This window comes from Allobosea sp. 05T439, from assembly GCF_056396005.1.
Genome location: NZ_JBFTKP010000001.1, coordinates 184,514 through 208,952, shown reverse-complemented (window position 1 = coordinate 208,952; position 24,439 = coordinate 184,514). Strand labels below are relative to the sequence as shown.

Annotated in this window: 24 protein-coding genes and 1 pseudogene; 11 read left to right on the top strand and 14 right to left on the bottom strand. The window is 65.3% G+C overall.

The genetic code is table 11. The annotated features are described in order from the left end of the window. Positions 1–402: 402 nt before the first annotated feature. Together AC1DIO_RS00920 and sugE are read left to right on the top strand one after the other, a co-directional pair. Complete coding sequence (locus AC1DIO_RS00920; protein ID WP_441504343.1) at positions 403–1,152, top strand: F0F1 ATP synthase subunit A; 750 nt, start codon at positions 403–405, stop codon at positions 1,150–1,152. 25 nt (positions 1,153–1,177) lie between these two features. Further along, positions 1,178–1,495: a quaternary ammonium compound efflux SMR transporter SugE gene (gene sugE / locus AC1DIO_RS00915; protein ID WP_113511072.1), complete on the top strand. Its 318-nt coding sequence runs from the start codon at positions 1,178–1,180 to the stop codon at positions 1,493–1,495. A 90-nt stretch (positions 1,496–1,585) separates the two neighbouring features. Here sugE and AC1DIO_RS00910 read toward each other — a convergent pair whose 3' ends face one another. Both AC1DIO_RS00910 and AC1DIO_RS00905 read right to left on the bottom strand, forming a co-directional pair. Continuing rightward, complete coding sequence (locus AC1DIO_RS00910; RefSeq protein ID WP_441504344.1) at positions 1,586–2,254, bottom strand: hypothetical protein; 669 nt, start codon at positions 2,252–2,254, stop codon at positions 1,586–1,588. A 116-nt stretch (positions 2,255–2,370) separates the two neighbouring features. Then, a complete protein-coding gene (locus AC1DIO_RS00905) occupies positions 2,371–2,904 on the bottom strand; it encodes a MarR family winged helix-turn-helix transcriptional regulator (RefSeq protein WP_476768275.1) in 534 nt (177 codons plus the stop codon). 134 nt (positions 2,905–3,038) lie between these two features. Here AC1DIO_RS00905 and AC1DIO_RS00900 point away from each other — a divergent pair, with 134 nt between their 5' ends. The 4 genes from AC1DIO_RS00900 to AC1DIO_RS00885 all read left to right on the top strand — a co-directional run bounded on the left by AC1DIO_RS00900 (position 3,039) and on the right by AC1DIO_RS00885 (position 5,959). Further along, a complete protein-coding gene (locus tag AC1DIO_RS00900) occupies positions 3,039–3,830 on the top strand; it encodes an MBL fold metallo-hydrolase (RefSeq protein ID WP_441504346.1) in 792 nt (263 codons plus the stop codon). Between the two features lie 177 nt (positions 3,831–4,007). Beyond that, positions 4,008–4,133, top strand: a complete 126-nt coding sequence (gene ykgO / locus AC1DIO_RS00895; RefSeq protein WP_038363015.1) for a type B 50S ribosomal protein L36 — start codon at positions 4,008–4,010, stop codon at positions 4,131–4,133. Between the two features lie 147 nt (positions 4,134–4,280). Beyond that, complete coding sequence (locus AC1DIO_RS00890; RefSeq protein ID WP_476768274.1) at positions 4,281–4,937, top strand: tetratricopeptide repeat protein; 657 nt, start codon at positions 4,281–4,283, stop codon at positions 4,935–4,937. A gap of 53 nt (positions 4,938–4,990) precedes the next feature. Then, positions 4,991–5,959, top strand: coding sequence for an alpha/beta fold hydrolase (locus AC1DIO_RS00885; RefSeq protein WP_441504348.1), 969 nt, complete (start codon positions 4,991–4,993; stop codon positions 5,957–5,959). A gap of 100 nt (positions 5,960–6,059) precedes the next feature. Here AC1DIO_RS00885 and pyk read toward each other — a convergent pair whose 3' ends face one another. The 3 genes from pyk to AC1DIO_RS00870 are packed head-to-tail and all read right to left on the bottom strand — an operon-like array spanning position 6,060 to position 9,222. Further along, complete coding sequence (gene pyk, locus AC1DIO_RS00880; RefSeq protein ID WP_476853016.1) at positions 6,060–7,499, bottom strand: pyruvate kinase; 1,440 nt, start codon at positions 7,497–7,499, stop codon at positions 6,060–6,062. Between the two features lie 10 nt (positions 7,500–7,509). Next, positions 7,510–7,959, bottom strand: a complete 450-nt coding sequence (locus AC1DIO_RS00875) for a DUF1036 domain-containing protein (RefSeq protein ID WP_441487925.1) — start codon at positions 7,957–7,959, stop codon at positions 7,510–7,512. 6 nt (positions 7,960–7,965) lie between these two features. Beyond that, a complete protein-coding gene (locus AC1DIO_RS00870) occupies positions 7,966–9,222 on the bottom strand; it encodes a glycerate kinase type-2 family protein (protein WP_476853077.1) in 1,257 nt (418 codons plus the stop codon). Positions 9,223–9,395: 173 nt separating this feature from the next. On the opposite strand from AC1DIO_RS00870, the gene AC1DIO_RS00865 reads away from it, so the two are divergent. Further along, positions 9,396–10,190: an N-formylglutamate amidohydrolase gene (locus tag AC1DIO_RS00865; RefSeq protein WP_476853015.1), complete on the top strand. Its 795-nt coding sequence runs from the start codon at positions 9,396–9,398 to the stop codon at positions 10,188–10,190. 110 nt (positions 10,191–10,300) lie between these two features. After that, a complete protein-coding gene (locus AC1DIO_RS00860) occupies positions 10,301–10,543 on the top strand; it encodes a DUF2312 domain-containing protein (RefSeq protein ID WP_043233170.1) in 243 nt (80 codons plus the stop codon). 199 nt (positions 10,544–10,742) lie between these two features. Here the strand turns inward: AC1DIO_RS00860 and AC1DIO_RS00855 are convergent, their stop codons facing one another. After that, on the bottom strand, positions 10,743–13,280 hold the full coding sequence (locus tag AC1DIO_RS00855) for a methyl-accepting chemotaxis protein (protein WP_476853014.1): 2,538 nt from the start codon (positions 13,278–13,280) through the stop codon (positions 10,743–10,745). A 592-nt stretch (positions 13,281–13,872) separates the two neighbouring features. Between AC1DIO_RS00855 and AC1DIO_RS00850 the strand changes: the two genes are divergently transcribed. Next, on the top strand, positions 13,873–14,769 hold the full coding sequence (locus AC1DIO_RS00850; RefSeq protein ID WP_441504352.1) for an ABC transporter substrate-binding protein: 897 nt from the start codon (positions 13,873–13,875) through the stop codon (positions 14,767–14,769). Then, on the top strand, positions 14,766–17,456 hold the full coding sequence (locus AC1DIO_RS00845; RefSeq protein ID WP_441504353.1) for an ATP-binding protein: 2,691 nt from the start codon (positions 14,766–14,768) through the stop codon (positions 17,454–17,456). The genes AC1DIO_RS00850 and AC1DIO_RS00845 overlap by 4 nt, the downstream gene beginning before the upstream one ends. On the opposite strand, the gene AC1DIO_RS00840 is transcribed toward AC1DIO_RS00845, so the two are convergent. From AC1DIO_RS00840 to AC1DIO_RS00805, 8 genes and pseudogenes are all read right to left on the bottom strand, one after another. Next, positions 17,420–18,139 (bottom strand): response regulator, encoded by a 720-nt coding sequence (locus tag AC1DIO_RS00840; protein ID WP_441504354.1) that lies wholly within the window; start codon positions 18,137–18,139, stop codon positions 17,420–17,422. The two genes, AC1DIO_RS00845 and AC1DIO_RS00840, sit on opposite strands and share 37 nt — an antisense overlap. A 367-nt stretch (positions 18,140–18,506) precedes the next feature. Then, positions 18,507–18,638 carry a hypothetical protein gene (locus AC1DIO_RS00835; RefSeq protein WP_441504355.1) on the bottom strand — a complete coding sequence of 44 codons (132 nt, stop codon included), beginning with the start codon at positions 18,636–18,638 and terminating at the stop codon, positions 18,507–18,509. Positions 18,639–18,723: 85 nt separating this feature from the next. After that, positions 18,724–19,533 (bottom strand): anti-sigma factor family protein, encoded by an 810-nt coding sequence (locus tag AC1DIO_RS00830; RefSeq protein ID WP_476853013.1) that lies wholly within the window; start codon positions 19,531–19,533, stop codon positions 18,724–18,726. Then, positions 19,530–20,099, bottom strand: a complete 570-nt coding sequence (locus AC1DIO_RS00825; protein WP_476853012.1) for an RNA polymerase sigma factor — start codon at positions 20,097–20,099, stop codon at positions 19,530–19,532. Before AC1DIO_RS00825 ends, AC1DIO_RS00830 begins: the two co-directional genes overlap by 4 nt. 47 nt (positions 20,100–20,146) lie before the next feature. Then, a complete protein-coding gene (locus AC1DIO_RS00820) occupies positions 20,147–20,386 on the bottom strand; it encodes a S8 family serine peptidase (RefSeq protein WP_476853011.1) in 240 nt (79 codons plus the stop codon). A 119-nt stretch (positions 20,387–20,505) separates the two neighbouring features. Beyond that, positions 20,506–20,907: pseudogene (locus AC1DIO_RS00815) on the bottom strand (glycerate kinase); the annotation flags it as partial. 111 nt (positions 20,908–21,018) lie between these two features. After that, on the bottom strand, positions 21,019–22,497 hold the full coding sequence (locus AC1DIO_RS00810) for an SLC13 family permease (protein WP_441504360.1): 1,479 nt from the start codon (positions 22,495–22,497) through the stop codon (positions 21,019–21,021). 147 nt (positions 22,498–22,644) lie between these two features. After that, positions 22,645–23,250, bottom strand: a complete 606-nt coding sequence (locus AC1DIO_RS00805) for an FMN-dependent NADH-azoreductase (RefSeq protein ID WP_441504361.1) — start codon at positions 23,248–23,250, stop codon at positions 22,645–22,647. Between the two features lie 116 nt (positions 23,251–23,366). Between AC1DIO_RS00805 and AC1DIO_RS00800 the strand changes: the two genes are divergently transcribed. Next, positions 23,367–24,368 carry a LysR family transcriptional regulator gene (locus tag AC1DIO_RS00800; RefSeq protein WP_441487938.1) on the top strand — a complete coding sequence of 334 codons (1,002 nt, stop codon included), beginning with the start codon at positions 23,367–23,369 and terminating at the stop codon, positions 24,366–24,368. Positions 24,369–24,439: the final 71 nt, after the last annotated feature.

The following is a 24,439-nucleotide window of genomic DNA, read 5'->3' as shown; positions in this document are numbered from 1 at the left end:
CGGTTAGCGCTCGCGGCGGCTTTCTGACCGTCATCAATGTGAAGGCCAGCCCGTCCGGTTGACGTGAAATTCACTTCGCTCTAGAGACCGGCCCGCACTGGACGACCTGTGCCATCTGTAACGCTGGGGACGGCCCCATTGTCTCGGGAGAGATAATGGAACCGACATGCCCCAGGCATGGCCGCAGGCTGCTGATTGATCAGCGAGCCGGGCCTTCTTCTCAGAAACTGCCCTCTTCCCAAAACCTGACGAACCGCTTCGCCCGCTGGCACGTCCATGCGCGCCGTCCGGATTCGTCCCGTATCCCGCCCGCAGTCGAAGCGTTGGCCTGCACGGCCTGGCGCCTGCCGACGCATCGCGGGGCCGTTCCCGTTTCAACCCACATGACGCAAGAGGTTCGCCGTGGCCGGCCCGATTGAGCAATTCGAAATCAAGACGCTGTTCAGCCTTGGGGAGGTCGCTGGGCAGGAGATCGCCTTCACCAACTCATCCGCCTTCATGATCGCGATCGTCGCCAGCGCCAGCGGCTTTCTGCTGCTCTCGACCCGCACCCGCGCGATTGTCCCTGGCCGTGCCCAGGCCCTCAGCGAAATTCTCTACGAGTTCGTACGGAACACGCTCAGAAGCATCGCAGGCGAGCATGGCATGCGTTTCTTCCCGCTGGTCTTTTCGCTCTTCATCTTCATCCTGTTGGCCAATCTGATCGGAATGTTGCCGTTCGCGTTCACCGTGACGAGCCATATCTCCGTGACCTTCGCGCTTGCCATGCTCGTGTTCTGCACGGTGACGATCTATGGCCTCGTGAAGCATGGCTTCGGCTTCCTGCGGCTGTTCCTGCCGTCGGGCGTTCCCATCGTCCTTGCGCCGATCATCGTCCTGATCGAGGTCGTCTCCTATATCTCGCGACCGATCAGCCATTCGATCCGCCTGTTCGCGGTCATGCTGGCCGGCCATATCGCGCTCAAGGTCTTTGCCGGCTTTGTCGTCGGCATGACCGGTCTCGGTGCGGTTGGCATCCTTGGAGCGGTGCTGCCGCTGATCATGACGGTCGCCCTCACCGGTCTGGAGGTACTGATGGCAATCCTGCAGGCCTACATCTTCACCATGCTCACCTGCATGTATCTCAACGATGCCCTTCACCCGAGCCATTGAGGCCGCACGAGACGGAGTATCAGCAATGGCTTGGATCTATCTGCTCTTTGCAGGCGTCTTCGAAGTCGTGTGGGCGTCGACCATGAAACAGTCCGAGGGCTTCACGAAGCTCGGGCCCAGCGTGATCACGATCGCGACGATGATCATCAGCTTTGGCCTGCTGGCCGTGGCGATGAAGTCGCTGCCGCTGGGCACGGCCTACGCGATCTGGACGGGAATCGGTGCGGTCGGAGCTTTCCTCGTCGGCATTTTCGTTATGGGAGAGGCCGTCACCTTCTTCCGGATCGCCAGCGTCAGTCTCATTGTCGCCGGGCTGATCGGGCTCAAGCTTTCGACGGCCTGATGACGCTCGCCTGCGATCATCGCAGACGAACGGCCACCCGGTTGGGTGGCCGTCTTGTTTCAGGGCATGTGTCGATTCGGATCGTTCGGCTCAGTTCGTCGCGAAGCAGTAGAACAGGCCGGCTCCCCCCGTGCCGCGCAGCGCTTCCTGGCTGCAGCCTCCTCGCGACGCATGCGAGGTGTTCCACGACTTCGCCGGTGGGGATTCGTCCAGGCCGCTGCGGTCATGGTGGCCGAGCATGACGGCGCCCTCCGCACCACTCTTGGTGTAGTTGCCGCAGGTCCGGTCCTCGCCGGGGCCGAAGGCGGTGCCGTCGGCCTGGGAGCCTGTGAGCATGTCGTGCTGGTTCGGTGTATCGCCGCGACCATTGACCGGCTCGCCCTTCTCGTTGAGCGCGGTCTGTTTGGTCAAGCCGGCCGCGCCGCCATGCAGGTCAGCGACGCTGGTGGCGATCACAGCTCCCTTGGCGTTGCGCCAGGGCCCTGGGCCGATGCGGTCTCGCGCGTTGACGGCTGTGGTGCTGCCAGTCGCCTGCGTGGAGAGATAGGCCCGCCAGGTCTTGCTGCCTGCACCCGCCGCCTGGGCAAGACGCTGGCAGATGGCGTCGGCGCCTGCGAGGCCGCCGAGATCGGCACCCTTCCCGGATCCGGCACTGGTGACAAAGAAGGTCATTTCGGACGTCTGGGCCTGGGCCGAGCCGGTGGCAAATGCCAATAGTCCAGCCGCAGCGACAAGCGTGAAACACGTCACGCGCTTCATGTGGTCCTCCCTTCATTCTGGATCGGTCTGTGCTTCGGTTCCCCTATTTCTCGGTCCGCCGGGGCTCAGAGTGACAAGTTAATCGGGTAACAACAAGGCTTTGGGGTCGGCAGAAACTAGCCGTGCCCCTGCGTCGTCCCGAGATTGTCCTCGATGGCTCGGTTGAGTTTACGCAGCAACGCGGCAAGGGCCTCGCGTTCTTCCGGCGAGAGATGGGTCAGGAAGGTCGCTTCGCTTGCCATGTCGGCGCGGAAGGCCGCCTCCACCTTCGCGCGTCCGCTCTCGGTCAGCTCGACGGCAAGACTCCTTCCATCGGTGTCGGATGGCACACGCCTGACGAGGCCCGCCCTTTCAAGCCGAGCGAGGCGGTGGCTGAGGCTGCCCGAGGCGATCATCAGGCTGGTGTAGAGTTCGGTCGGCGTCAGGCGGAACGGCGCGCCTGCGCGGCGGAGCGAGGAGACGATATCGAATTCGCCGCGATCCAATCCAAATCCGGCGAAGGTCGCCTCGATGCTTGGGCGAACAAGGTTGGAGAGCCGGTAGGCCCGACCCAGCACGGCCATGGCGCCGGTATCGAGATCAGGCAATTCGCGCTGCCACTGTGCGCGCAGCCGGTCGACATGATCCTGGGTCTCGTCAGCGTCGGCCAAGGCACTCTCCATCAGCCAGAGTATCTTGACATGAAGATAGATTGATGAGCTAGTATCTTCATATGAAGATAGTTTGGCGGCACCGAATGCAGGGGCGTTCGATGCCGGCCTTCGTTCAAGCCGGAGACAGGCTCATGCCGCGCTTCATCTGCCGCCAATGCGGCGCCCGATTTCCCGATACGGCCACCCCGCCCGACGCTTGCCCGATCTGCCGTGATGAGCGCCAATACGTGCGCTGGGACGGCCAGGAATGGCTGACGCCGGGCGAACTCGCGTCCGGTCATTCCGTCGTCTGCAGCGAGGACCATGGCGTGCTTGGCCTGCGCATCGCACCGGCCTTCGCGATCGATCAGCGGGCGTTGCTGGTCGAGGCGGAGGAGGGCAATCTGCTATGGGACTGCATCGGGCTCGTGACGCCCGAGGCGGTCGAGGCGATCCGCGCGCGCGGGCCGATGATCGGCATCGCGATCTCGCACCCGCATTACTACACCGCGATGGCGGAATGGGCGGCCGCGCTCGGCGTGCCGGTCTATCTCCACGCTGATGATCGGCAGTGGGTGACCGAGCCGGACCCCGCCATCCGCTTCTGGGACGGCGAGGCGCTGAGGCTTGGTCCGACCTTGACGCTCTTGCGCTGCGGCGGCCATTTCGCCGGGGCGACCGTACTGCACCATGCCAAGGGGGAGGGCGCGCTCTATTGCGGCGACGTGCTGCAGGTGGCGCAGGATCGCCGCTATGTCAGCGTGCTCTATTCCTATCCCAACATGATTCCGGTCAATGCGGCGACGATCCGGCGGATCGCCGCGGTTCTCGAGCCCTTTTCCTTCGCAAGGATCTATGGCGCCTTCGAGGGAAGGGTCATCGCCGGCGACGGCAAAGCGGCGCTGGCACGCTCCTTCCGGCGTTATCTGGCCGCGATCGCCTGAGGGTATTCGATGGTTTTCGCACGCTGGACCCTTGCGATCGCCGGAAAAATCCGTATACAGCCGGCATCGCATCAGCCGCGCCGTTCGAGTGGTCGATGAGGATCGCCCGCCGATCCGCGTCGCAGCTGTGAATTTTTGACCGATTCGTCCGAAAGGCGGATCGACGGAGTAGAGACGATGAAGATCCGCAATTCGCTCAAGTCGCTGCGCGCCCGTCATCGCGACAACCAGCTGGTTCGCCGCAAGGGCCGCGTCTACATCATCAACAAGGTCCAGAAGCGCTTCAAGGCGCGCCAGGGCTGAGTTGACGCGCGGCTTTCGCTGCCGCGACGTTTTGATGCTGACTCCAGATTTGAAGGTGGGCGCGCTCGGCGCGCCCACCTTTTTTGGCATGAGCCTCTCGCCACGTCGTGATTTGACGCGACCGCACGAGCCCCTAATCTTGTGGGCATGAGCATTCCTCGTCTGCCTTCCGCTGCTCTTGCGCTTGTCCTGGCGACAGCCTTGCCGTTCGGGCTAGGCGCTGCCCTGGGGCAGGACAGCGCACCAGCGCAGCCTGGCACCGTGCCGCATTCGGACACGACGGATAATCCGGCGGCACCGGCTCCCGGTGCCTCGCGCAGCCCGGCTGCGACGCTGGATCGACTGTTCGAGCGGCTTGCTGCCGCCAAGAGCCCGGAGGAGGCCAAGGGCATCGCCAATCTGATCCAGCGGCGCTGGGCGCGATCAGGGTCGGATACGGCGGATCTCCTGATGGCGCGGGCGCAGGAGGCGATGCGATCCAAGGAGCTCGATCTCGCGATCGAATTGCTCGACCGCATCATCAGTCTCGAGCCGGACTGGGCTGAAGGCTGGAATCAGCGCGCCAACGCGCTCTTCCTCGCGGGCGATTCGATCCGCTCGATGATCGACATCGGAGAGGCGCTGAAGCGCGAGCCGCGTCATTACGGCGCGATGATGGGGCTCGGCACCATCCTACGGCAGCAGGGGGACGACAAGCGTGCCCTGATCGCCTATCGGCGGGCGCAGGAGATCTATCCGCAATTCGAGGCCATCAAGGACGCAGTCGATTCGCTGAAGACTGAAGTCGACGGCCGCGACGCGTAGGCCCTTGCGGTTCCCCAGTGAAACCAAAGCGAATGCGGCGACGTAAGCAAATCATGCTCCCGCGCGCCTTGCTCATTCTTCCTGCCCTTCTTGTTGCCGGCCTGCTCGCCAGGACGGAGTGGCTTGGCGTCGAAGCAGAACGACAGCATCCCCCCAAGGGCAGCTTCCTGACGCTTCCAGGAGGCAGGCTGCACTATGTCGAGCGCAAGCCGGTGGGCGAGATGCGCGGCACCGTCGTGCTCGTCCACGGAGCCTCGTCAGATCATGCCGACCTGCTGGCGACGCTCGGACCCGAGCTTGGCCATTACCGGGTGATCGCGCTCGACCGGCCGGGCCATGGCTGGAGCGATCGGATCGACGAGAACGCCATGGCTGATCCCGCTCAGCAGGCGACAGTCATCATGAAGGCTCTCGATCAGATCCTGTCGGAGCCCTTCGTGCTGGTCGCTCATTCGCTGGCCGGAGCGCTCGCAACGCGGATCGCACTGGATCACCCCGAGCGATTGCGCGGACTTGTCCTGCTTGGCGGCGTGACCCACCCCTGGCCTGGCGGCATTGCCTGGTATTATCACGCGGCCTCATGGCCTGTGATCGGCCCGGTCTTCACGCGATTGATCGGCGTGCCGGCGTCCGATGCCCTTTTGCGCTCCGGTGTCGAGAGTGTCTTTGCGCCGCGGCCGGTCACGCCCGGCTATGTCGCAGCAGGCGAAATCCGGCTGCTGCTGCGCCCTTCGACCTTCGAGGCGAATGCCCGGGATGTCGCAGCGACCCACGCCTTCGTCAGCGCACAGGCTCCGCGCTACCGCGATCTCAGGATTCCGGTGGTGGCGATCACCGGGGACAGCGACGCGATCGTGTCTCCGGTGATCCATTCCGCCGCGATCGCACGCGAGGCGCCGCAGGGGCGCTTCGTGCTGCTGCCGGGCGTCGGGCATATGCCGCATCACGCGGCGCCCGAAATCGTCGTCGAGGCAATCGACCAGTTGGCCGGACCGCGCTCGAGCCTCGCATTCGCGCGCTAAGGCATCGGCCCGAAAAGTGGATTGCGGTTTTCGGGAAAGCCGATGCAACACAAAGGGTCAGATCATCGGATACGATATCCGGTCCGATGATCTAAGGGCGTCAGGCCTTGGCGACGTGCTCCTTCGCGATGAAGGCGATACGCACCATGTTGGTCGCGCCCGGCGTGCCGAACGGGACACCGGCAACCACGATGATGCGGTCTCCGACCGCGGCATAGCCTTCGCGGACCGCGAATTTGCAAGCGCGGAAGGCCATATCGTCGATGTCGCTGGCGTCCTTGGTCACGACCGCGTGCACACCCCAGACCAGGGTGAGGCGCCGCGCCGTCCCGCGATTGGGCGTCAGCGCGATGACGGTCGAGTTCGGCCGCTCGCGGGCGATACGGAAGGCGGTCGAGCCCGAGGAGGTCCAGGCGGTGATGGCCTTGAGATTCAGCGTATCGGCGATCTCGTGGGCCGCCTTGGCGATGGCATCCGCGCCCGTGGCCTCGGGCTCAGCGCGTTGCGATTCGAGGATCGAGCGGTAGATCGATTCACTCTCCACCTCCTCGGCGATGCGGTTCATCATCGTCACCGCCTCGATCGGATATTGTCCGGCAGCGCTCTCGGCCGAGAGCATCACGGCGTCGGCCCCCTCGAAGACGGCAGTCGCGACGTCGGAGACCTCGGCGCGGGTCGGCACCGGAGCGGTGATCATGCTTTCCAGCATCTGCGTTGCGACGACGACGGGCTTGCCCATGCGCCGTGCCATGCGGGTGATGCGCTTCTGCGTGCCCGGCACCTTTTCCAGCGGCATCTCGACGCCGAGATCACCACGCGCGACCATGATCGCATCGGACGCCTCGATGATCTCTTCAAGCCGGAGCAGCGCTTGCGGCTTTTCGATCTTGGCGAGTGCGAGCGCCCGCCCGCGAACGATCTTGCGCAGGTMGGCCATGTCCTCGGGGCGCTGGACGAAGGAGAGCGCGATCCAGTCGACGCCGGCATCTGCTGCGGCTTCGGCGTCGGAACGGTCCTTGTCCGTCATCGCCGAAACCGGGATCGTGGTGTCGGGCAGGCTGACGCCCTTGCGCGATGAAAGCCTGCCAGCGACCGTGACGCGGGTCACCGCCTGCTTGGGGCTCGCCTTCTCGACGACGAGACGGATCTTGCCGTCGTCGAGGATGAGGGCGTGGCCGGGCTCAAGCGCACTCAGGATCTCGGGATGGGGCAGGTAGACGCGCTTCACGTCGCCGGGGGCGGGGTCGGAATCGAGGACGAAGCGCGCGTCCTTTTCCAGCATCACGCCACCATCGCCACCGAACTGGCCGACGCGTAGCTTCGGTCCCTGCAGATCGGCGAGAATGCCGACGGGGCGATGGAATTTCTCCTCCAGACCACGCAGCATGGCGACCCGCTCCGGCAGCGTCTCGCGCTGGGTGTGGCTCATATTGATCCGGAAGACGTCGACGCCGGCTTCGAACAGTTTGGCGCACATCTCCTCGCTGGCGGAAGCCGGACCCAGCGTAGCGATGATCTTGATCCGGCGTTCGCGCCTCATTCTTATGTCCTCATGGTCGCGGCGGCGTTGCGCCGGGGGTGGAATCGGTCAGCTGGATGGTCCAGCTCTTCTGCTCGCCGGTATCGACCTCGAAGAAGCCGGACCGGTCATATCCGCGGGCGAGGCAGTCCTCGATGCCTCGGATCGTAAATTCCTTGTTGCGCGTGCACATGATGGATTTGCCGGTCCATTCGCCACCCTTGTCGTAGTCGATGGCGTGCACGTAGTAGAACCTTGCCGCGAGCGTGCCGCGCAGCAGGGTCTCGCAGCCGCGCGGCGCGATGTTCCACCAGCCTTCGGTGACCCAGCCCTGCGCATCGCGATAGCCGATGGCGACACCGACGCGACTGCCCGTGGTGTTGCACATCCGCAGATCGGCGAGCGCGGGAGCCGCGCTTCCGAGAAGGCAGGCCAGCAGCAGGCCGAGGCGCAAGAGAGATCGGTCGAATCGGCTCGTCATGATCGTCTAAGGGTCGATCAGGATGACGCGGCAATCATTCACATTGGTCAAGGTCGGTCCCGTCCGCAGCAGGTCGCCAATGGCCTCGAAGAAGCCGGTGGAATCGTTGTCGGCCAGCGATTGGGCAGGAACGAGGCCGCGCTCCGCCGCTCGCGCCAATGTCGTCGCATCGATCAGCGCGCCAGCGGGGTCGGTCGCTTCGCCGCCGCCGCCATCGGTGCCGTCGGTGTCGCCGGACAACGCGACGATGCCCGGCTCCCCGCCGAGCGCAATGGCCAGAGCCAACGCATATTCCTGGTTCGGGCCGCCGCGGCCCTTGCCGCGCAGGGTCACGGTCAGTTCGCCACCGGAGATGATCGCGGCGCGCCGCGCCTCTGCCTTGAGGCGCAGGGCAAGCGCGGCATGGTCGGCCGCAACCTCGCGCGCCTCGCCTTCGAGATCGGCGCCGAGATCGATGGGCTCGTAGCCCGCGTCCCGTGCATTTGCGACCGCCGCCGCAATCGCGTCCTGAGGCCGGGCGATGATCTGGAATACGCTCCTGGCGAAGGCGGGGTCGCCAGGCTTCGGGGTTTCGCTGGCGTCGTGGGCAAGCAGCGCGCGCGCCGCTGGCGGCAGGTCGAGCCCATAGCGCGCGACGATGGTGCGCGCATCGGCCATGCTGCTCGGATCGGGGACGGTCGGGCCCGAGGCGATCACGGTCGGCTCGTCGCCGGGGACGTCCGAGATTGCGAGCGTCACGAGCCGGGCCGGCGCGGCGGCCAGCGCGAGACGACCGCCCTTGATGCGCGAGAGCCGCTTGCGGACGATGTTCATCTCGCCGATCGGCGCGCCGGAACGCAGCAGTGCCTTGTTGACTGCCTGCTTCTCCGCCAGCGTCAGGTCACMTGCGGGTGCGACCCAGTTGGCCGAGCCGCCGCCGGAGAGGAGCACCAGCACCAGATCATCCGCGCTTGCCGAGCGGGCGAGTTCGAGCGCGCGTTCGGCGCTGCGAATGCTGCCTTCGTCCGGCACCGGGTGGCCGGCGGCGACCATCGGAACATGGCGCGTCGCGGTCTCGTAGCCATGGCGGGCGACGGCATGGCCAACAAGGCGCTCGGGCGACAGGCCGGAGTCGAGATAATGCGCTTCCGCGAGTGCGGTCATGCTGCCGGCGGCCTTGCCGGCGGCGAGCAGGATCAGGCGGCCGTTCCTGGGTGGTTCGGGCAGGTGAGCGGGAAGGCAGCCGGACGGGCGGGCGCGGTCGACGGCGGCATCGAAAATCATCCTCGCAATGCGCAGGGCCTCAGCCGAATCGTTCCTCACCTGCTGCAAGTCCACCCCGCCTTCCACCCGCTGTCACGTCGATTTGGTCGACTTTCGTTGTATGCTCTTCTATGTCGCTGGCCGGCGGACGTCATCAGGCATTTGCCGATCTAATCATACTTTTTGGAGCGCCGATGCGGTCCGATTTCCCGATGGCGGATTCCGCCATAATGCTCGCCCCAAGCGAGGTCGAGATCATTCCCGGCGATCCCGCGACGGGTATGCTGTTGTTGTGCGATCACGCCTCCAACGCGATCCCGCCCGAGCTTGCATCGCTCGGGCTGCCGACCGAACAACTCGCGCGCCACATCGCCTATGATATCGGTGCGGCCGAGGCGGTGCGCGCCATGGCGCGTGCGACCGGCGCGCCGGCCATTCTGACCAGTTTCTCGCGGCTGCTGATCGATCCAAATCGCGGGCTCGACGATCCCACCCTGGTCATGCGCCTGTCTGATGGTGCGATCGTGCCCGGCAATGCCCGCATCGACGAGGCCGGCATCGCAGCGCGGATCGCCCGCTATTACGCCCCCTATGACGCGGCGATCGACCACGCCGTCGAGATGGCAGTCGCCGCCGGCCATCCGCCGGCGATCGTTTCGGTGCACTCCTTCACACCCTATTGGAAAGCGGTGGCGCGTCCCTGGCATGTCGGGGTGCTGTGGGATCGGGCAGGGGTGCTGGCCCAGCCGCTGATCGCCGCCTTCCAGGCCGAGAGTGATCTCGTCGTCGGGGACAATGAGCCCTATCGTGGCGGCCTGCCGGGCGACACGATCGACCGACATGCCACCCGTCGTGGCCTGCCTGATGCGCTGATCGAGATCCGGCAAGACCTGATCGCGACGCCGGAGGCCGCGCGGGAATGGGGGCTGCGCCTTGCCCGCATCGTGCCGCCCTGCGTTGCGGCGCTGAATGCTGTCGCGATCGCCTGATGCGACAGCAGGACTGTTGAGCACTTTGTGCCAAAGGGCGGTTCGCGCTTGACGCCGGCCCCCGATCCGGGCGAACCCCTGCGGCCAAATCTATAGAGAAGGATTTTGGAATGGACGATCCGGTTCAGGGCGATCAGCTCAAGAGCATCGTGCAGCGCATCGAGCGCCTCGAGGAAGAGAAGAAGACGATCGCCGACGACATCAAGGAGGTCTATGCCGAGGCCAAGGGCAATGGCTATGACGTCAAGGTGCTGCGCAAGGTCGTCGCGCTACGCAAGCGCGACCTGAACGAGCGCCAGGAAGAGGAAGCCATCCTCGAGCTCTATCTTCAGGCCGTCGGCGAGAGCGCCTGATCATTGCCTGTGCGAGCCTCGATAATTTGCACATCGACCTCGTCAGCTCACTGAATACTGTTTCACAGTTGGATTCACCCCGGCTCTCGCGTCGGGGTGAATCCATTCTGATCGCGTGCGTCTCAACTCTGAGTGAGGCCGCATTCCACGCGTTGCGACGCTGAGGTGATGCTCTCCCCGCCGCCCCGGCTTGGCGCGCTCAGAACTCTTCCCAACCGGAATCGCCGGCTCGGCTGTTGGCGACCTTGCGGGCGGGCGCCGGTCTGGCGGGCTCTGAAGGGGGAGCTTTGGCCTGAACGAAGGCGGCCTGGGCCAGCCTGCGCAGGCGAGCCGGTTCCGACCCGGAATTCGCGGCCATCGCGACCCTGTCGCCCGCACGCGTCGGCGGCGGCGCGGTGAAGAGTTTGATTGCCGGCGTCTGAGGCTGCAGATCGGCGAGAGCCGCCGCCTCAGGCCCGGTCTTGAATGCCGCGACGAGATCATTGAGCTGCGCGATGCGCCCGGTCAGCGAAGCTGCCGAGGCAGCACTCTGTTCGGCTAGCGCCGCATTCTGCTGGGTCATTTCGTCGAGATGCGCCACAGCCTGGCTCATTTCGTCGATGCCGTTGGCCTGCTCTCCTGCCGCCGAGGAGATGTCGGCGATCGTGGCTGCTACTTTCTGCGACGCTCCCAGGATCCGGGTCAGCGCATCGCCCGCCTGGCGCACCAGCTTGACGCCATCTCCGACCTCTGTGTTCGAAGAGGATATCAAGGCCGAGATGTCCTTTGCCGCCTCGCCGGAGCGCTGCGCGAGCGTGCGGACCTCGCTGGCGACGACGGCGAAGCCCTTGCCGGCATCGCCGGCGCGGGCGGCTTCCACCGCTGCGTTCAAGGCGAGGAGGTTGGTCTGAAAGGCGATGTCGTCGATGACCCTGATGATGTCGGAGATCTTTTGGGACGCACTCTCGATGCGGGCCATGGCGTCGACCGCCCGGGTCGCGATCGCGCCGCCAGACTGTGCCGTCTCCATCGCCTCGTTGGCGATCGAGGCAGCCTGGCGCGAGGCCTGAGCCGAAGCCTTCACCGAGGCCGCCAACTCCTCCGTCGTCGCGGCGGTTTCCTCTAGCGAACTCGCCTGTTCCTCGGTCCGTTTGGAGAGATCATCGGCGCCCAGGTTGATCTCGCGTGCGGCCAGCTCGACCTCGGCCGAGGTTGTCTGGATCGTGCGCACGGTCGTGGAGAGGCGGTCGACTGTCTCGTTGATCGCGCCCTTCAGTTCCGCGAACTTGCCACGGTAATCGGTGTCGACATGCACAGTCAGATCGCCCGCGGCCACAGCAGACAGTGCCTTGGCGAATTCGCTGGTCGCGCTGTCGACCACCGCATTGATCTCGTTGATTCCGGCCACGAGCTTCTGCATCTGCGGGTCGGCGTCATGGATCTCCAGCCGGGCCGAGAAGTCGCCCGCCGCAGCGGCCGACACCACTTCGCCGACATCCGAAACCACAGCCTCTATCGATTGCGCCCGCGCCAGGCGCATTGTCGCTGCTTCGCGTTCCTGCTCTTCGAGAGCACGGACCTTGACGAGATTCCCGCGGTACGCCTCGAGCGCATTGCTCAGAGCGCCGACCTCGTCGGGGCAGGGGGCGGCGGGAACAGCCCTATCAACCTCACCATCCTGCATCCGGACAAGCGCTTCATTCATGCCCGTCAACGGGTTCGCAATGCGCTTCTGGATGCCGCGCCAGCTCGCTGCGCAGAGGCCCAGCAGCGCGACCAGCAGACCACCAATCAGGGCGAGCCGGGTCAGGGCATGATTGGTCTGTGCCGCCGTGGTCGCCTGCATGTCGTCGAGCGATTGGGTTACCGCGTCAACAATGGCGGCGAACGGACCATTGCACATGGTTGTCCAGTCCTGGGCGCCAATGACGGCGCCGCTACCCTGGCCGAGCTTGCCAAGGAGCTGGTCCATCGTCTGGTTTGCGGTGGCGACTTCGCTGGTCGCGACCTCAACTTTGCGAGCGAGGTCGGGCGAAACACCGACACGCGTCGCAAGCTGCCTCAGTTGGGCCTGGGCTGCATTGCTTGCGCCACGCAATTCGCCAAGCTGCTTCCACTGCACCGGTGTCAGCACCTGGCCGGAGCCAAGCGGAGCACGCAGCAAGGAGCACTGCGTGCCGTAACTTGAGCGCAGCCGCCAGGCGGTGGCCTTGAAACCCTGGAGTTCGGCGAGTGGCGGATCGGCCAGCCGAACCGCGAGCGACGCCGCATCGGAGGCGTTCGTCAGTGCGGCCTCGATGTTTCCGACTGCATTATACCAAGGCATGGTCGCGGCCAGGCTACGCTGAGCCCGGGGCTTGGCCGCCTCCCCGTTGAGATCGGGGATCCGCCCCTGCATGGCCTTTTCAGCCTGCAGAATGGCCTCGGCAAGAACCCGATGCTCGGGCAGGTCAGCGGCGCCGAGTTTTGCTACGGCCGTTGCGATCTGGTTTCGCGATGTCTCCACGATCGCGCGGATCGTCGTGTCAGCATCGTCGTTTGCCTGCAGACTTGTCTGGGCCTTGCCACGATCGGAACGGATCGCATTGCCGGTGAGCAACAGGGCTCGGTCAGCCTCGACCAATCCGGAAAGCCGGTGGTTTGTGCGCACGTCGCGGACCGCATCGTAGGCGAGGTAGCCGAGCGTACCGAGTCCTGGCAGGCAGACTGCCGCCATCGTCGCCAGCAGGTACCGTCGAATGGAGCTCGGAAACATCATGATGCGCATCCAGAACGAAGTTTAGTCGGCGAAAATTGCGGCCATGGTCGACCATTGCCGGATCATTCGGCGAGTTMCGTTAAGATTACCTCTATTGCGCGAAGCCGAGTGTCTGTGTTTCTCGCTCGACTGATCTTGGATATCGCGGGCGCCAATTCTATCGAAGCGGCGAGGGATGCCGAAGGTCGGGCGTCAGAGGCTTGGTTCTTGGGCCGGCGGCGATGTGCGCAATGACGTATCGGACCCCACGCGCTTCGCGGGGCGCGGCTGGGCGACCATGCCGTGGTCTTCGATGCGCGGGCGGTCGGACACAATGGCTGTCACGCTCTTTCGCGCTTCCACGCGAGAGCGCTTCGCCTTCCGGCTCTGGCGCCAAGACGTGCGCACTCCTGACGCGTGCACTCCTCGTTGAAAGTGGTGGAACTCGCTCTCGACGCTTTCGGCGCTGCGTGCGAAGCTGCCCTTGCCCTCCACATTGCCCCGACTTGCCCGCATGCGTCGTCGTTCCTTTCTGGCCGGTTTGGCGTCGTGCGGAGTCACTGCGTTTGCGCAGCCGGTGCGCGCGACCGAACGCCTCAAGCATATCGCGGTCATGATCAGCCTCCCGCTGGACGCCCCGATCGTCCAGGCGAGGTTGCAGGAAATCCGACAACGCCTTGCCGAGCGAGGCTGGATCGAGGGCCAGAACCTGCGCTTGGGCACGCGATTCTCGGGCTCGAGCGAAGCCGATCTTGCGCGAGCGGCGGCGGAGCTGGTCCGGGACAATCCCGATATCATCATCGTCAGCTCCAGTGCCGAAACCGCTGCTGTCCTCGCCTTGACCCGGACGATGCCGGTGCTGTTCGGCACGGCCTCTGATCCGGTCGGGAGCGGCTTCGTGCGTTCTCTGGAGCGGCCGGAGGGTAATGCCACGGGGTTCAGCAACAACGACCCGGTCATGGCGGATAAATGGCTGGAATTGTTGACCGAGATTGCGCCCGAGACACGCAGGGTCGGCGTGGTATTCAATCCGCGCACGACCCCTGCAGCAGGTGAAACCTATCTCGCGCGCCTGAGGGCGGCGGCTGCCTATGCTCGGTTGTCTCTTGGCCCGGTGGCAGTGATGGACCCGAACGGCATCGAGGGTGCGATCGCGGACTTCGCAGGACAGGGCAGCGATGGCGGGCTGGTGTTCCTGCCCGACAGCTTCACGTTCCGCCACGCGGCGCAATGTGCCAAGGCCAGCGCCCGGCATCGCCTTCCTGCCATCTATCCGTTCGACACCTTCACGCGCCAGGGCGGGCTGATGTCGTATACGGGGGGGCGGGACGAGGCGAGCGACCTCATCGCATCCTATAGCGACCTTATCTTGCGTGGTGCGAATGTCGCCGAGTTGCCGGTGCAGTTCTCGCGCAGCTTCGAACTGGTCATCAACGAAATGGCCGCCGCATCTCTGGGATTGAGCGTGCCGCTTTCGCTCCGGATTCGCGCGACACGGATCGTTTCGTGACGCAGGGCGAGACTTCTCGGCCGCGAGGTGCTCTCACCCGCAAATATGCGGTTTTCGTCGGCGTCGCGATCTGCCTCGCGCTTGGGCTCAATACGGCAATTGCAACGTTCTTCGCCTTCTCGGATCAGAGGGCGCTGGTGGTGCGCGTTCAGCAGGAGCAGGCCCAGGCCGCAGCGCAGCGGATCGGCGCCTTCGTGGCGGAGATCATGCAACACCTGGACTGGATCTCCCAAAGCGGCGCGAGCAACACTCCACCCGAGGAACGCCGCCTCGACGGCCTGCGGCTGCTGCGGCAGGTTCCGGCCATTCTCGAATTACGCCAGATCGATCCGGCGGGACGCGAGCAACTCTCGCTTTCGCGCGTCAGCCGCGACCAAACCGGTGGCGACGTCAACTGGTCGACTGATCAGGGTTTCCAGGCCGCCCTGGCGCAGGGCAGCTATTACAGCGATGTCCAATTCCGGCGCGGCTCGGAACCCTATATGATGCTGCTCAAGCGAGCGGCATCTCCGCACTGGGTTGCACAGGCGACCGTCAACCTCGTCTTCATCCGTGATCTGGTGTCCCGGCTGAAGGTCGGTGAGACCGGTCGCGCGTATATCGTCACGGGTTCCGGGCGGTTGATCGCGCATCCCGATCTGCGCTTCGTACTAAGGAACACCAATCTTGCCAGCCTGGTGAGTGCGCATGAGGCGGCCGGAGTGACCGGTGCAGGACTTTCGATGACGGATATCGAAGGCCGGAAAGTGCTGTCCGTGATGGCTTCGGTCCCGGACCTCGACTGGAAGGTGGTGATCGACCTGCCAGAGAGTGAAGCTTTCGCATCGATCAAGGCGTCGCTCCTGCGCTCGCTGGTGCTTCTGGTCCTCGCACTGTCCGCTGCCGTGCTGGCCGGCATCATCTTGAGCCGGAAACTTGTCGCCCCGATCAAGGCCCTCGGCGACGGCGCCGCGCGGATTGGCCGAGGCGAATTGGACGAGCGGATCAGCATCAACACCGGCGATGAATTGCAGCAGCTCGGCGAGCAGTTCAACCTGATGGCTCAGCGCCTCGAGGAAAGCCGCGCGGTTCTGGAGGACAAGGTCACGGAGCGTACAGCGGCCCTGGAGGCCGCTCTCGAGCTTGCTTCGGCCGGACAACGGGCGGCAGAAGAGGCGACGCGGGCAAAGTCCCGGTTTCTGGCGGTTGTCGGCCACGATATCCGCACGCCGCTCTCGGGCGTACTCGGGGTTCTGGAGCTTCTCGACCGTGGTCGCCTGAGCCAACGCGATCGCCGCCTCGTCGCCATGGCGGCGACCTCGGGCGAGGCCCTGGTCGATCTGGCCAATGCGACGCTTGACCTGTCCCGGCTGGAGGCAGGAACCGAAAGCCTGGATCTGCGCAATTTCGAGTTGGGCGCGCTCCTGAACGCCGCCGCGGCGCTGATGCGCCCCCTCGCCGAGCAGAAGGGACTTGTCCTGACACTGCGTCTGCCCCCAGCCGGCGGCCTGCAGTTGCACGGCGATCCCGGCAAGATCCACCGGATTCTGATCAATCTCTTGCGCAATGCGATCAGTTTCACGGAGCGTGGCGGAATCGAATTCGGCGCTGAGCTCCAGCCTTGTCCATCTGCGGAAAATTCAGAATTGACGCTCACGGTCCGCGATACCGGCATAGGCATCGAGCCGGCGATGCAACGCCACATCTTCCACGACTTTGTGCAGGTCGACCCGGACACGGGCCGGCGCAATGGCGGGGTCGGGCTCGGGTTGGCGATTTGCAGCAAGCTGAGCGAACTGATGGGCGGCACGATTTCCGTCGTCAGCGGTCGCGGGCAAGGCAGCACCTTCATTGTCCGTTTGCCGATGGTTGCGGCCAAGGCCGCCGCGCGGTCCGGGCCTATGGCGACGGCGCAGCTGCAACGCGTGCTCGTGGTCGACGATGATCCTGTGACGCGAGAGGTCGCCCGGGTCATGGTCGGGAAGGCCGGCCACAAAGTGCAGGCCGTGGCCTCGGGCGAAGCTGCCCTGGCAACGCTGCGTAATCGCGCCTTCGACATTGTCCTGCTCGATATGCACATGAGCGGAATCGACGGAATCGAAACCGCGCTTGCGGTCCGCGAGCTGCCGAACATCACGCAACCCCGGATCGTCGCGCTGACGGCCGATGTCTCCCCGGAGACGATGCGGCGGATGCGAGCAGCCGGGCTGACGGCGATCCTGTCCAAGCCCATTACTTCTGTAGCGCTGCTACAGGTCATAGGGCGCGGGAGCAGTCGCAGCGGCCAAGGTCCGGTCGTGTCCCTCTCAGTGGACCAGCCGGTCGACGCAAGCTTCTTCCAGACCCAGAGTCGACTGATCGGAAGCGAGCGCACGCGGCAACTCGTGGCGCTCTTCGCGACCGTATCCGAGAAAATCCTGAAGGGGATGCGGGCGGCGCTCCGGGCTGTCGACCGGGCCGAACTTAGCCGATTGGCTCACCAGCTCGCGAGTTCCGCCGGGGCCGTCGGCCTCGGGCGTGTCTTCGCACAAGCCAGTGCGCTGGAGCGCGACGCAATGGTCGCCGATCGCGAGGAGCTTATCCTCGCCATCGAAGCGCTCGACCGCGACCGTAGCGAGGCGCTGGAGACCCTGGACGGGTTCGGGGACAGGTCGGCAGCCGGAGCGGCCCGTCAGGTGTTGCGTTCGACTGGCACGCCGAGCTTGTAGCCGATCCCGCTGACGGTCGCGATCATGCCCGGCTTTCCACCATGTCCCAGCTTCCTCCGCAGACGCGCGACCAAGGCATCCACACTTCGCGCGTCGACATCGGTATAGCGATTGCTGACGACCTCGATCAGATAGTCGCGACTCAAGGGGCGGCCATCGCTTTCGACGAGAGCTGCAAGCAAGTCGAACTCGCCTCGCGTCAGGCGAATGGGGTCGCCATTGATCGTCGCGAGCTCACGCCGCAGAAAATCCATGATGAAGGGGCCAAAGGTGGCCGTGGTGCTGCGCCGGGCCATGTCCCGCTCGATCTTGCGGCGCCGCAGCAGGGAGCGGGTTCTGGCGAGAAGGTCACGCAGGTCGACGGGCTTGTTGACATAGTGGTCACCGGCAAGCTCGAGGCCGACGATCCGATCGATGTCGGCATCGCGACGCGTCACGAAGATGATTCCGGCGTCGGAAACCGATTGAAGCTCCTTTGCCAGCTCGAACCCGTCTCCATCAGGCAAGACGACGTCGATGAAGATCAGTTCCGGCTTGAAGCGCTGGATCGTCCGCCTGGCCTGGGCGATGGTCTCCGCCTCCTGGACGTGAAACCCCTGGTCGATGAAATATCCCGCGATGACCGCGCGGGTGACGGGGTCATCTTCGACGATGACGAGCCGCTCGCGGGGTGTCGTATCCATCGGTCCTTGGTCTTCCCTGGCCATCCGAACGTCAACGAGGCCGTGCTACATCATGGAGCGGACGATCCAACAGCGACTGACGCGCTGCAACCTGCCGAAGCCCCGATTGTGAACGGCTGTTCGCTTTCCAATCGAAGCGGGGCGGTTTGCCTGCGGATAGTCGGCAAGTCGCCCTGGCCAGCCGGACAGCGCCCTTTGGGACACGTGCTTCTTCCATGGCATGGCCGGCATCCTCGGTTCAAAGGCCTATTTCAAAGGGAGCCACTTTCCAGAGGGCAAACCATGTTCTAACGCTGATCACATGCACGCGAATGGCCATTCCGGCGCGCAAGGGCGACTGCTCGCAGCAGCGCTTGCGCGGGTTGTTCTATTTGATGCGATGGCCACGTAGCAGGCGCTCCGGCGCGGCCCAGCCGACATAGCTGGGTTGGGTCCAGCCGGGAGCCACCTCAAGCGCCTGAACGGCGAGATAGCCGTCGATGTCGAGCAAGGGTGCCATTCCATTCTCCCATGGTCGGGACGACAGCGAGCTACCACCAAAGGGCAGGCATTATGGCCTTTCGGGGGGCAAAGCGTAGGCAGGATCAGCGTTTCGGTCGAGCCAGTGCGTTCAGGAGTTCTGCTTCCGCAGCCGGGGCGAGGGGGCCTTCCGCATTGCGGTCCTGCAGGAAAGCGTCCGCTGCGCTGTCTCCGCTGGCAGGGCGATACCCACCCTCCGACGAGGGGGGGGCAATGACAAGCTCGGTGCGCCAGCGGCCCTCGACGCGGCAATCGATGCCCTTCCAGCGATCTGCTCCCTGCGCGGCGCTGGCGAGCGTATATTCGCGGCAGAGCGTGCCGTCTCCCAGTCGATGTGACGAGACCAGCGTGATGCTGCCGCCGGCAGCGCCGTGCGGCCATGATGTGCTGCTGCCACTTGCCGAGCTGCCGAGCGCCGTGTCGAGAGCCGCGCGGGCCGATTGGAACAGGGCGACGCCGCTAGGATCTGGGTTGCTAGGCGTTTCCGAGCCGATCCGGTAACCGGCGATCCCGCCGATAAGCAGCGCAAAGCAGGCTGCCAGAGGCAGTTGCCAGCCCGGGCGGCGCGGGAGGGAGCGCGGGGAGACGGCCGGGGCGGGCGCTGCGAGTGTGGCGCCGCCCTCGATCACTGCCAGGCCATGCCGACCTGGCCTGGCTCCGTCGGCGGCGCGAATCGCTGCGAGCAGGTGCGGCGGCACGGCCTGATCGGAGCTGCCGGCGTCCTCCAGCAGCGCCCGGCTTTCCACGAACAGGGCAAAGCGCTCGGCGAGTTCTGGCTCGGCCATGACCCGCGCATGCAGCGCATCGGCCGTGGCCTTCTCGAGTTCGCCGTCGGCCAGGGCCAGCAACATTTCGTCCGAAACCGCGCTCGTCATGATGTCTTGTCCATTCCAAGTTTCGCCGCGAGGCCCTGGCGGGCTCGCGAGAGCCGGCTCATGACCGTGCCGAGCGGGATCGAGAGCTGCTGCGAGGCTTCGCGGTAGCTCTTTCCGTCGACACAGACCATCATCAGCAGTTCGCGATGGTCGGACGGCATGGCTCCCAGCGCCTGTTGAACGGAATCGACGGTCAAGGCGACGTCGCCGACATGCCGGCCGTCTTCCCCGGCGAGATCGAGATGGTCCTCGAGAGCCTCGCTTTGTCCTTCGCTACGGCGCTTGCGGAGCGAGTCGATCCAGAGGTTGCGTGCAATCCTGAACAGCCAGGCATCGAGCCGGGTACCGGGTTGCCAGAGCGCCTGTGCCTTGAGGGCCCGCTCGCAAGTTGCCTGGGCGAGATCGTCGGCCTCGCTGGCCGAGCGGGTCAGGGAGAGCGTGAACCGGCGCAGTCTCGGCAGCAAGGCCACAAGCTCGCTGGCGAAGGCCGACAGGGGCGGCTCGGTGCCTGCCGACGCGGCCGTCGTTCCGGTGGAGGCCGTCATATGGGATTGGACGATGTCCAAAGTCGTATCCTTGTCGTCAGGATCAGCAGGCAAGATCGCGCATCGACCTATGGCTGCGCGGGCTGCGGCCGGCATTCCAGCAGACCCCAGCCAAAGACAGGGTCGCGGCCCGGCTCCCCGAGATCGGTCGCCTCGCTGGACAGTGCCGCCACGAGCATCTGCGGTGTCGCGCCCTGATCGGCGGAGCGGCGCTGAGAGAAGGCGAGGGCGACCAGTGGCGCGGCATAGGAGGTTCCCGAGCGCAGCCGACCCGGGCGCAAGGCCTTGTCGGGCATCTGGATACGCACGCCAGGGGCCGCAAAGGCGATATGTGCGCCGCGATTCGCGCGGGCGAAGACCTGGCGCTCGCGAGGGCATCTGCCATTCCGGCGCCGCCGTCATTGATGCCGCTGTCGCCGCAGCCGACCAGAATGCGCTCGGCGCCGGCGTCGAGCGCGGCACGGATCAGTTCGCCGACACCGTAGCTGGTGGTCAGCATCGGATTGCGCCGATCACGAGGAACAAGTGCGAGCCCGGCAGCGGCGGCCATCTCGACGACAGCCGTCCTTGGTCCGGAACGCCCGAGGAAGCCGAAGAAGGCCTCGACCGGCTCGCCGACCGGCCCCGTCACGGTGAGGCGATGGAGACGGCCTCCGGTCGCGGCGACGAGCGCCTTGGTGAAACCTTCTCCTCCATCGACGAGGGGGGCAAGCAGGGTGTCAGCGTCGGGCATGCCAGTCTTCACGCCTAGCGCGATGGCCGCTGCGACAGCGCTCGCATCCAGGCTTTCCTTGAAACCGGAGGGGGCGATCAGGATCTTGAGGGTCATGTTGGGCTCCTCGAACACAGGGAGGCTCGTGCCTCCCTGTGCCAAACGAAGCCTGTGCGCGCTTATTCCATGCCGGCTCAATAATTTCTGCGGCCGCCCGCGAAGGGCCGGTCAACGCAGCAGCGGCAGGCCCATCAGTGGCCAGATGTAGGTCGCGAAGCCCATGAGTAGGGCGAAGATCAGGGGTAGCAATACCGCCGATAGCAGTACGAGGTCGCGCGGCTGATAGGTCGGCCGGGCGAGCCCGGCAAAGAGTGCAACCGGCTTGGCGCTGACCGGCAAGGTCTGGCAGAAGCCGGTTCCCATCACGATGACGAAAGCCAGCGCGCGGAGATCGTAACCCTGCGCCGCGAACGGCAAGGCGAGCATCGGAATCAGCACCGCGGCGCGGGCCGAGCGTGAGGTGATGACCAGGTGCGAGAGCAGCGCGATGGCACAGATCACCCCGACCAGCAGCCATGGCGTTGTCAGCGCTTCACCGGGCAGAAGGCCGAGCAGGCCCTTGACGATCGCGCCCGCCGCCCCGGTTTCGATCAGCGCGCCACCCATCAGTGTCGTCGCCGCGAGGAACAGGATGAGCTGCCATTCCGTCGCTTTCACGGCCTGTTTCATCGAGACTGGAGCGAGCGGTTGCAGAGTGACCGCGACAGCGCCGAGCAATGTCACGATCGCGATGTCGATGCCGTGCCAGCTTTGCGTGCTCCAGCCGATCATCACTGTGACAGCGACCGCGAGCACATGGATTTGTGGTCGGGTCAAAGGCGTTCGCTCAGGCGAGCGTCGCTCCAGCGAGCAGCTGCGCTCGGCGCGAGACAGGAACAGCGTGAGAATGGCGATCGTGGCGGCGAGGCTGCACAGCACCGCGAAGGGCAGGCCGAGGACGATCCAGTCGAGATAGTCCAGCCCCGGGCGGCCTGCCCTTGTCATCATCTCGACCGCGATCAGATGCGCGCCGGCTCCGATCAGCGATCCGCCCGCCGATAGCAGGATGACGGAGGGAAACAGCAGCGCCAATGCCCGGTTGATACGGCGGTCATCGATCGCCTCGGCCAGCGCCAGATAGACCGGCAACAGCAATGCGGCGCGTCCGGAGGTCGAGGGGACGAGGAAGGCGGTGGCAATGATGACGAAGGTCACGGAGAAGAAGAGCGAGGATACGCGCGAGAAGGGCTGCAGCGCCGACAGGGCCAGGCGTTCGGCGAGGCCGGAAGCGCGCAGTGCGGCCGCGATCACGAAGGAACCGATCAACAGCCAGATCAACTCGCTGCCAAGTGCGAGATAGAGCTGTTCGGTCGGCACCGTGCGGGTTGCGACCAGGGCCGCTGCGGCCGCAAGGGCKATCAGCGTGTCGTCGATCGCCGTCATCGTCCAGCCGATGGTGGCGAGGGAGAAGACGATCAGCACGATCCTGGCATCCGGTGCCAGTGGGGCCCCGAACCAGATCGACGATGCCGCAGCCGACGCGAGGGCTATGGCGGCGAAACGGATGAATGTGCCGGGCGCGCCGGGCGGCGCCAGAGGCGCACCGGCATGTCGGGACGGCTGCACCGGCGCGATCACGACGGGAGGAGGGGGGAGGACGCTGCTCATGTCGAGAGAAACGAGCGAGAACGCGTCTTATTCCCTCGGCTCGGCGCAGCAGTTGCTCAGTCCGCCCGGCGTGGCGGAGTTGACCCTGCATAGACAAGGCCGGCGTCAGTTTCCCGACGCCGGCCCTGTCCTGGCGAAATATCAGGCTCAGGCAACCAGCTTCAGTTCGGCCTGGGCGGCGTTGATCGCCTGCTCGCGTGCCTCGGGACCGAAAGCGAGCTTCTCGACGCGAATGAACGTGACATCGGTGATGCCCATGAACCCGAACAGGGTGCGCAGATGCGGCTCCTGCGAGTCCATGATCTGGGCGGGGCCGCTGCTGTAGAGACCGCCGCGGCTCTCGACCACGATCGCACGCTTGCCGGTCATCAGGCCTTCCGGGCCAGACTCGGTGTAGCGGAAGGTCACGCCGGCGCGCAGCACATAGTCGAACCAGGCCTTCAGCGTCGACGAGATGCCGAAATTGTACATCGGCGCGCCGACCACGATGATATCGGCCGCCTTCAGTTCCTCTACGAGCGCATCGGACAGCGTGCGGGCTTCTACCTGAGCCGGATTGGCCGGCTCGCCGCCGCGAATGGCGGTCGCGGAATCGAGGGTCAGATGCGGAACCGGGGCCAGGCCGATGTCACGTTCGACGACCTTCAGGCCAGGGTTCTGGGCGGTGAGTCGGGTGACGGTATCCTGGACGAGCTGCTTCGAAACGGAAGCCGAGCCGAGGGCGCTGCTGTTGAGAACGAGAAGGTTGGACATGGTTGCGATCCTGAAACGGAGGGAATGGCCTCGATGCAGTGCAACATAGCGGTTCACTTCACGCACCAGAACGCCCATAGTGGGAACCATACTGTTGCTCTCAGGGGAACACTCTCATGTCGGAGCTCGATGACATCCGCAGCTTCATCGCCGTGGTCGAGACCGGTGGCTTCGGGCGCGCGAGCAAGGTGCTGGGTCTGTCGAAGTCTATCGTCAGCCGTCGCATCGCTCGACTCGAGGCCGATCTCGGTACCCGGCTGCTCAGCCGCACGACCCGCGGCATCAGCCCCACGGAGGCCGGGATCGAGTTCAAGGCGCGCGGCGAACGCATCCTTGCGGATCTCGCGGAGGCGCGTGAATCGGTGGCGCAGCAGACCGGTGGCGTTGCCGGGAGGCTGCGCCTGTCGATGCCGCTGACCTTCGGCGTGCGCCATGTCGCGCCGGTCCTCGCCGAGCTGGCGCATCGTCACCCCAAGCTGGAGCTCGATGTCGAGGCCAGCGACCGCTATGTCGATCTGATCGGCGAACGTTTCGATGCAGCGATCCGGATCGGCACGCTCAAGGATTCCAGCCTGGTCGCGCGGCGCATCGCGCCGGTCTACGGAGCCGTGGTCGCAAGCCCGGGCTATCTCGATCGCAGGGGCCGCCCGATCTCGCCGCTCGACCTGACCGAGCACGACTGCCTCATCTATACCGGTACAGCGACGACAGACTGGACCTTTCGGATGAGCAAGCGCTGGGTTTCGGTCAGGCCGACCGGCCGGATGCGCTCGGACAGTGGCGAAACCCTGGCGGAATGGGCGGAGGCGGGGCTCGGGCTCGCCGTGCTGCCGACCTTCATGCTCACGGACGCGATCAGTAGAGGCGCGCTCGAGCATTTGTTGCTGGACTATCCGATGAAGGAGCAGGGGCTCTTTGTCGTGCGCCCGCCAGGCGCCTATGTTCCCGGCAAAGTGCGCGTTCTGATCGATCTCCTGGTCGAGCATTTCGGAGGCGAGCCGAGCTGGGATCGCTGCCAGATGGCGGCGAAGGCGCGCGGATTGTCCTTCGGCGCGGAGCCGGTTTCCGATGATGCCGTCGCGTCGGAGGCCGGGCTGCCTGCACATCAATTGGCGTGATCTTCGGCATCACATGATTTGGCGTTGCATTCCCTGAACGAGCGGCCAGTCTGCACGCGCTCACAAACGGA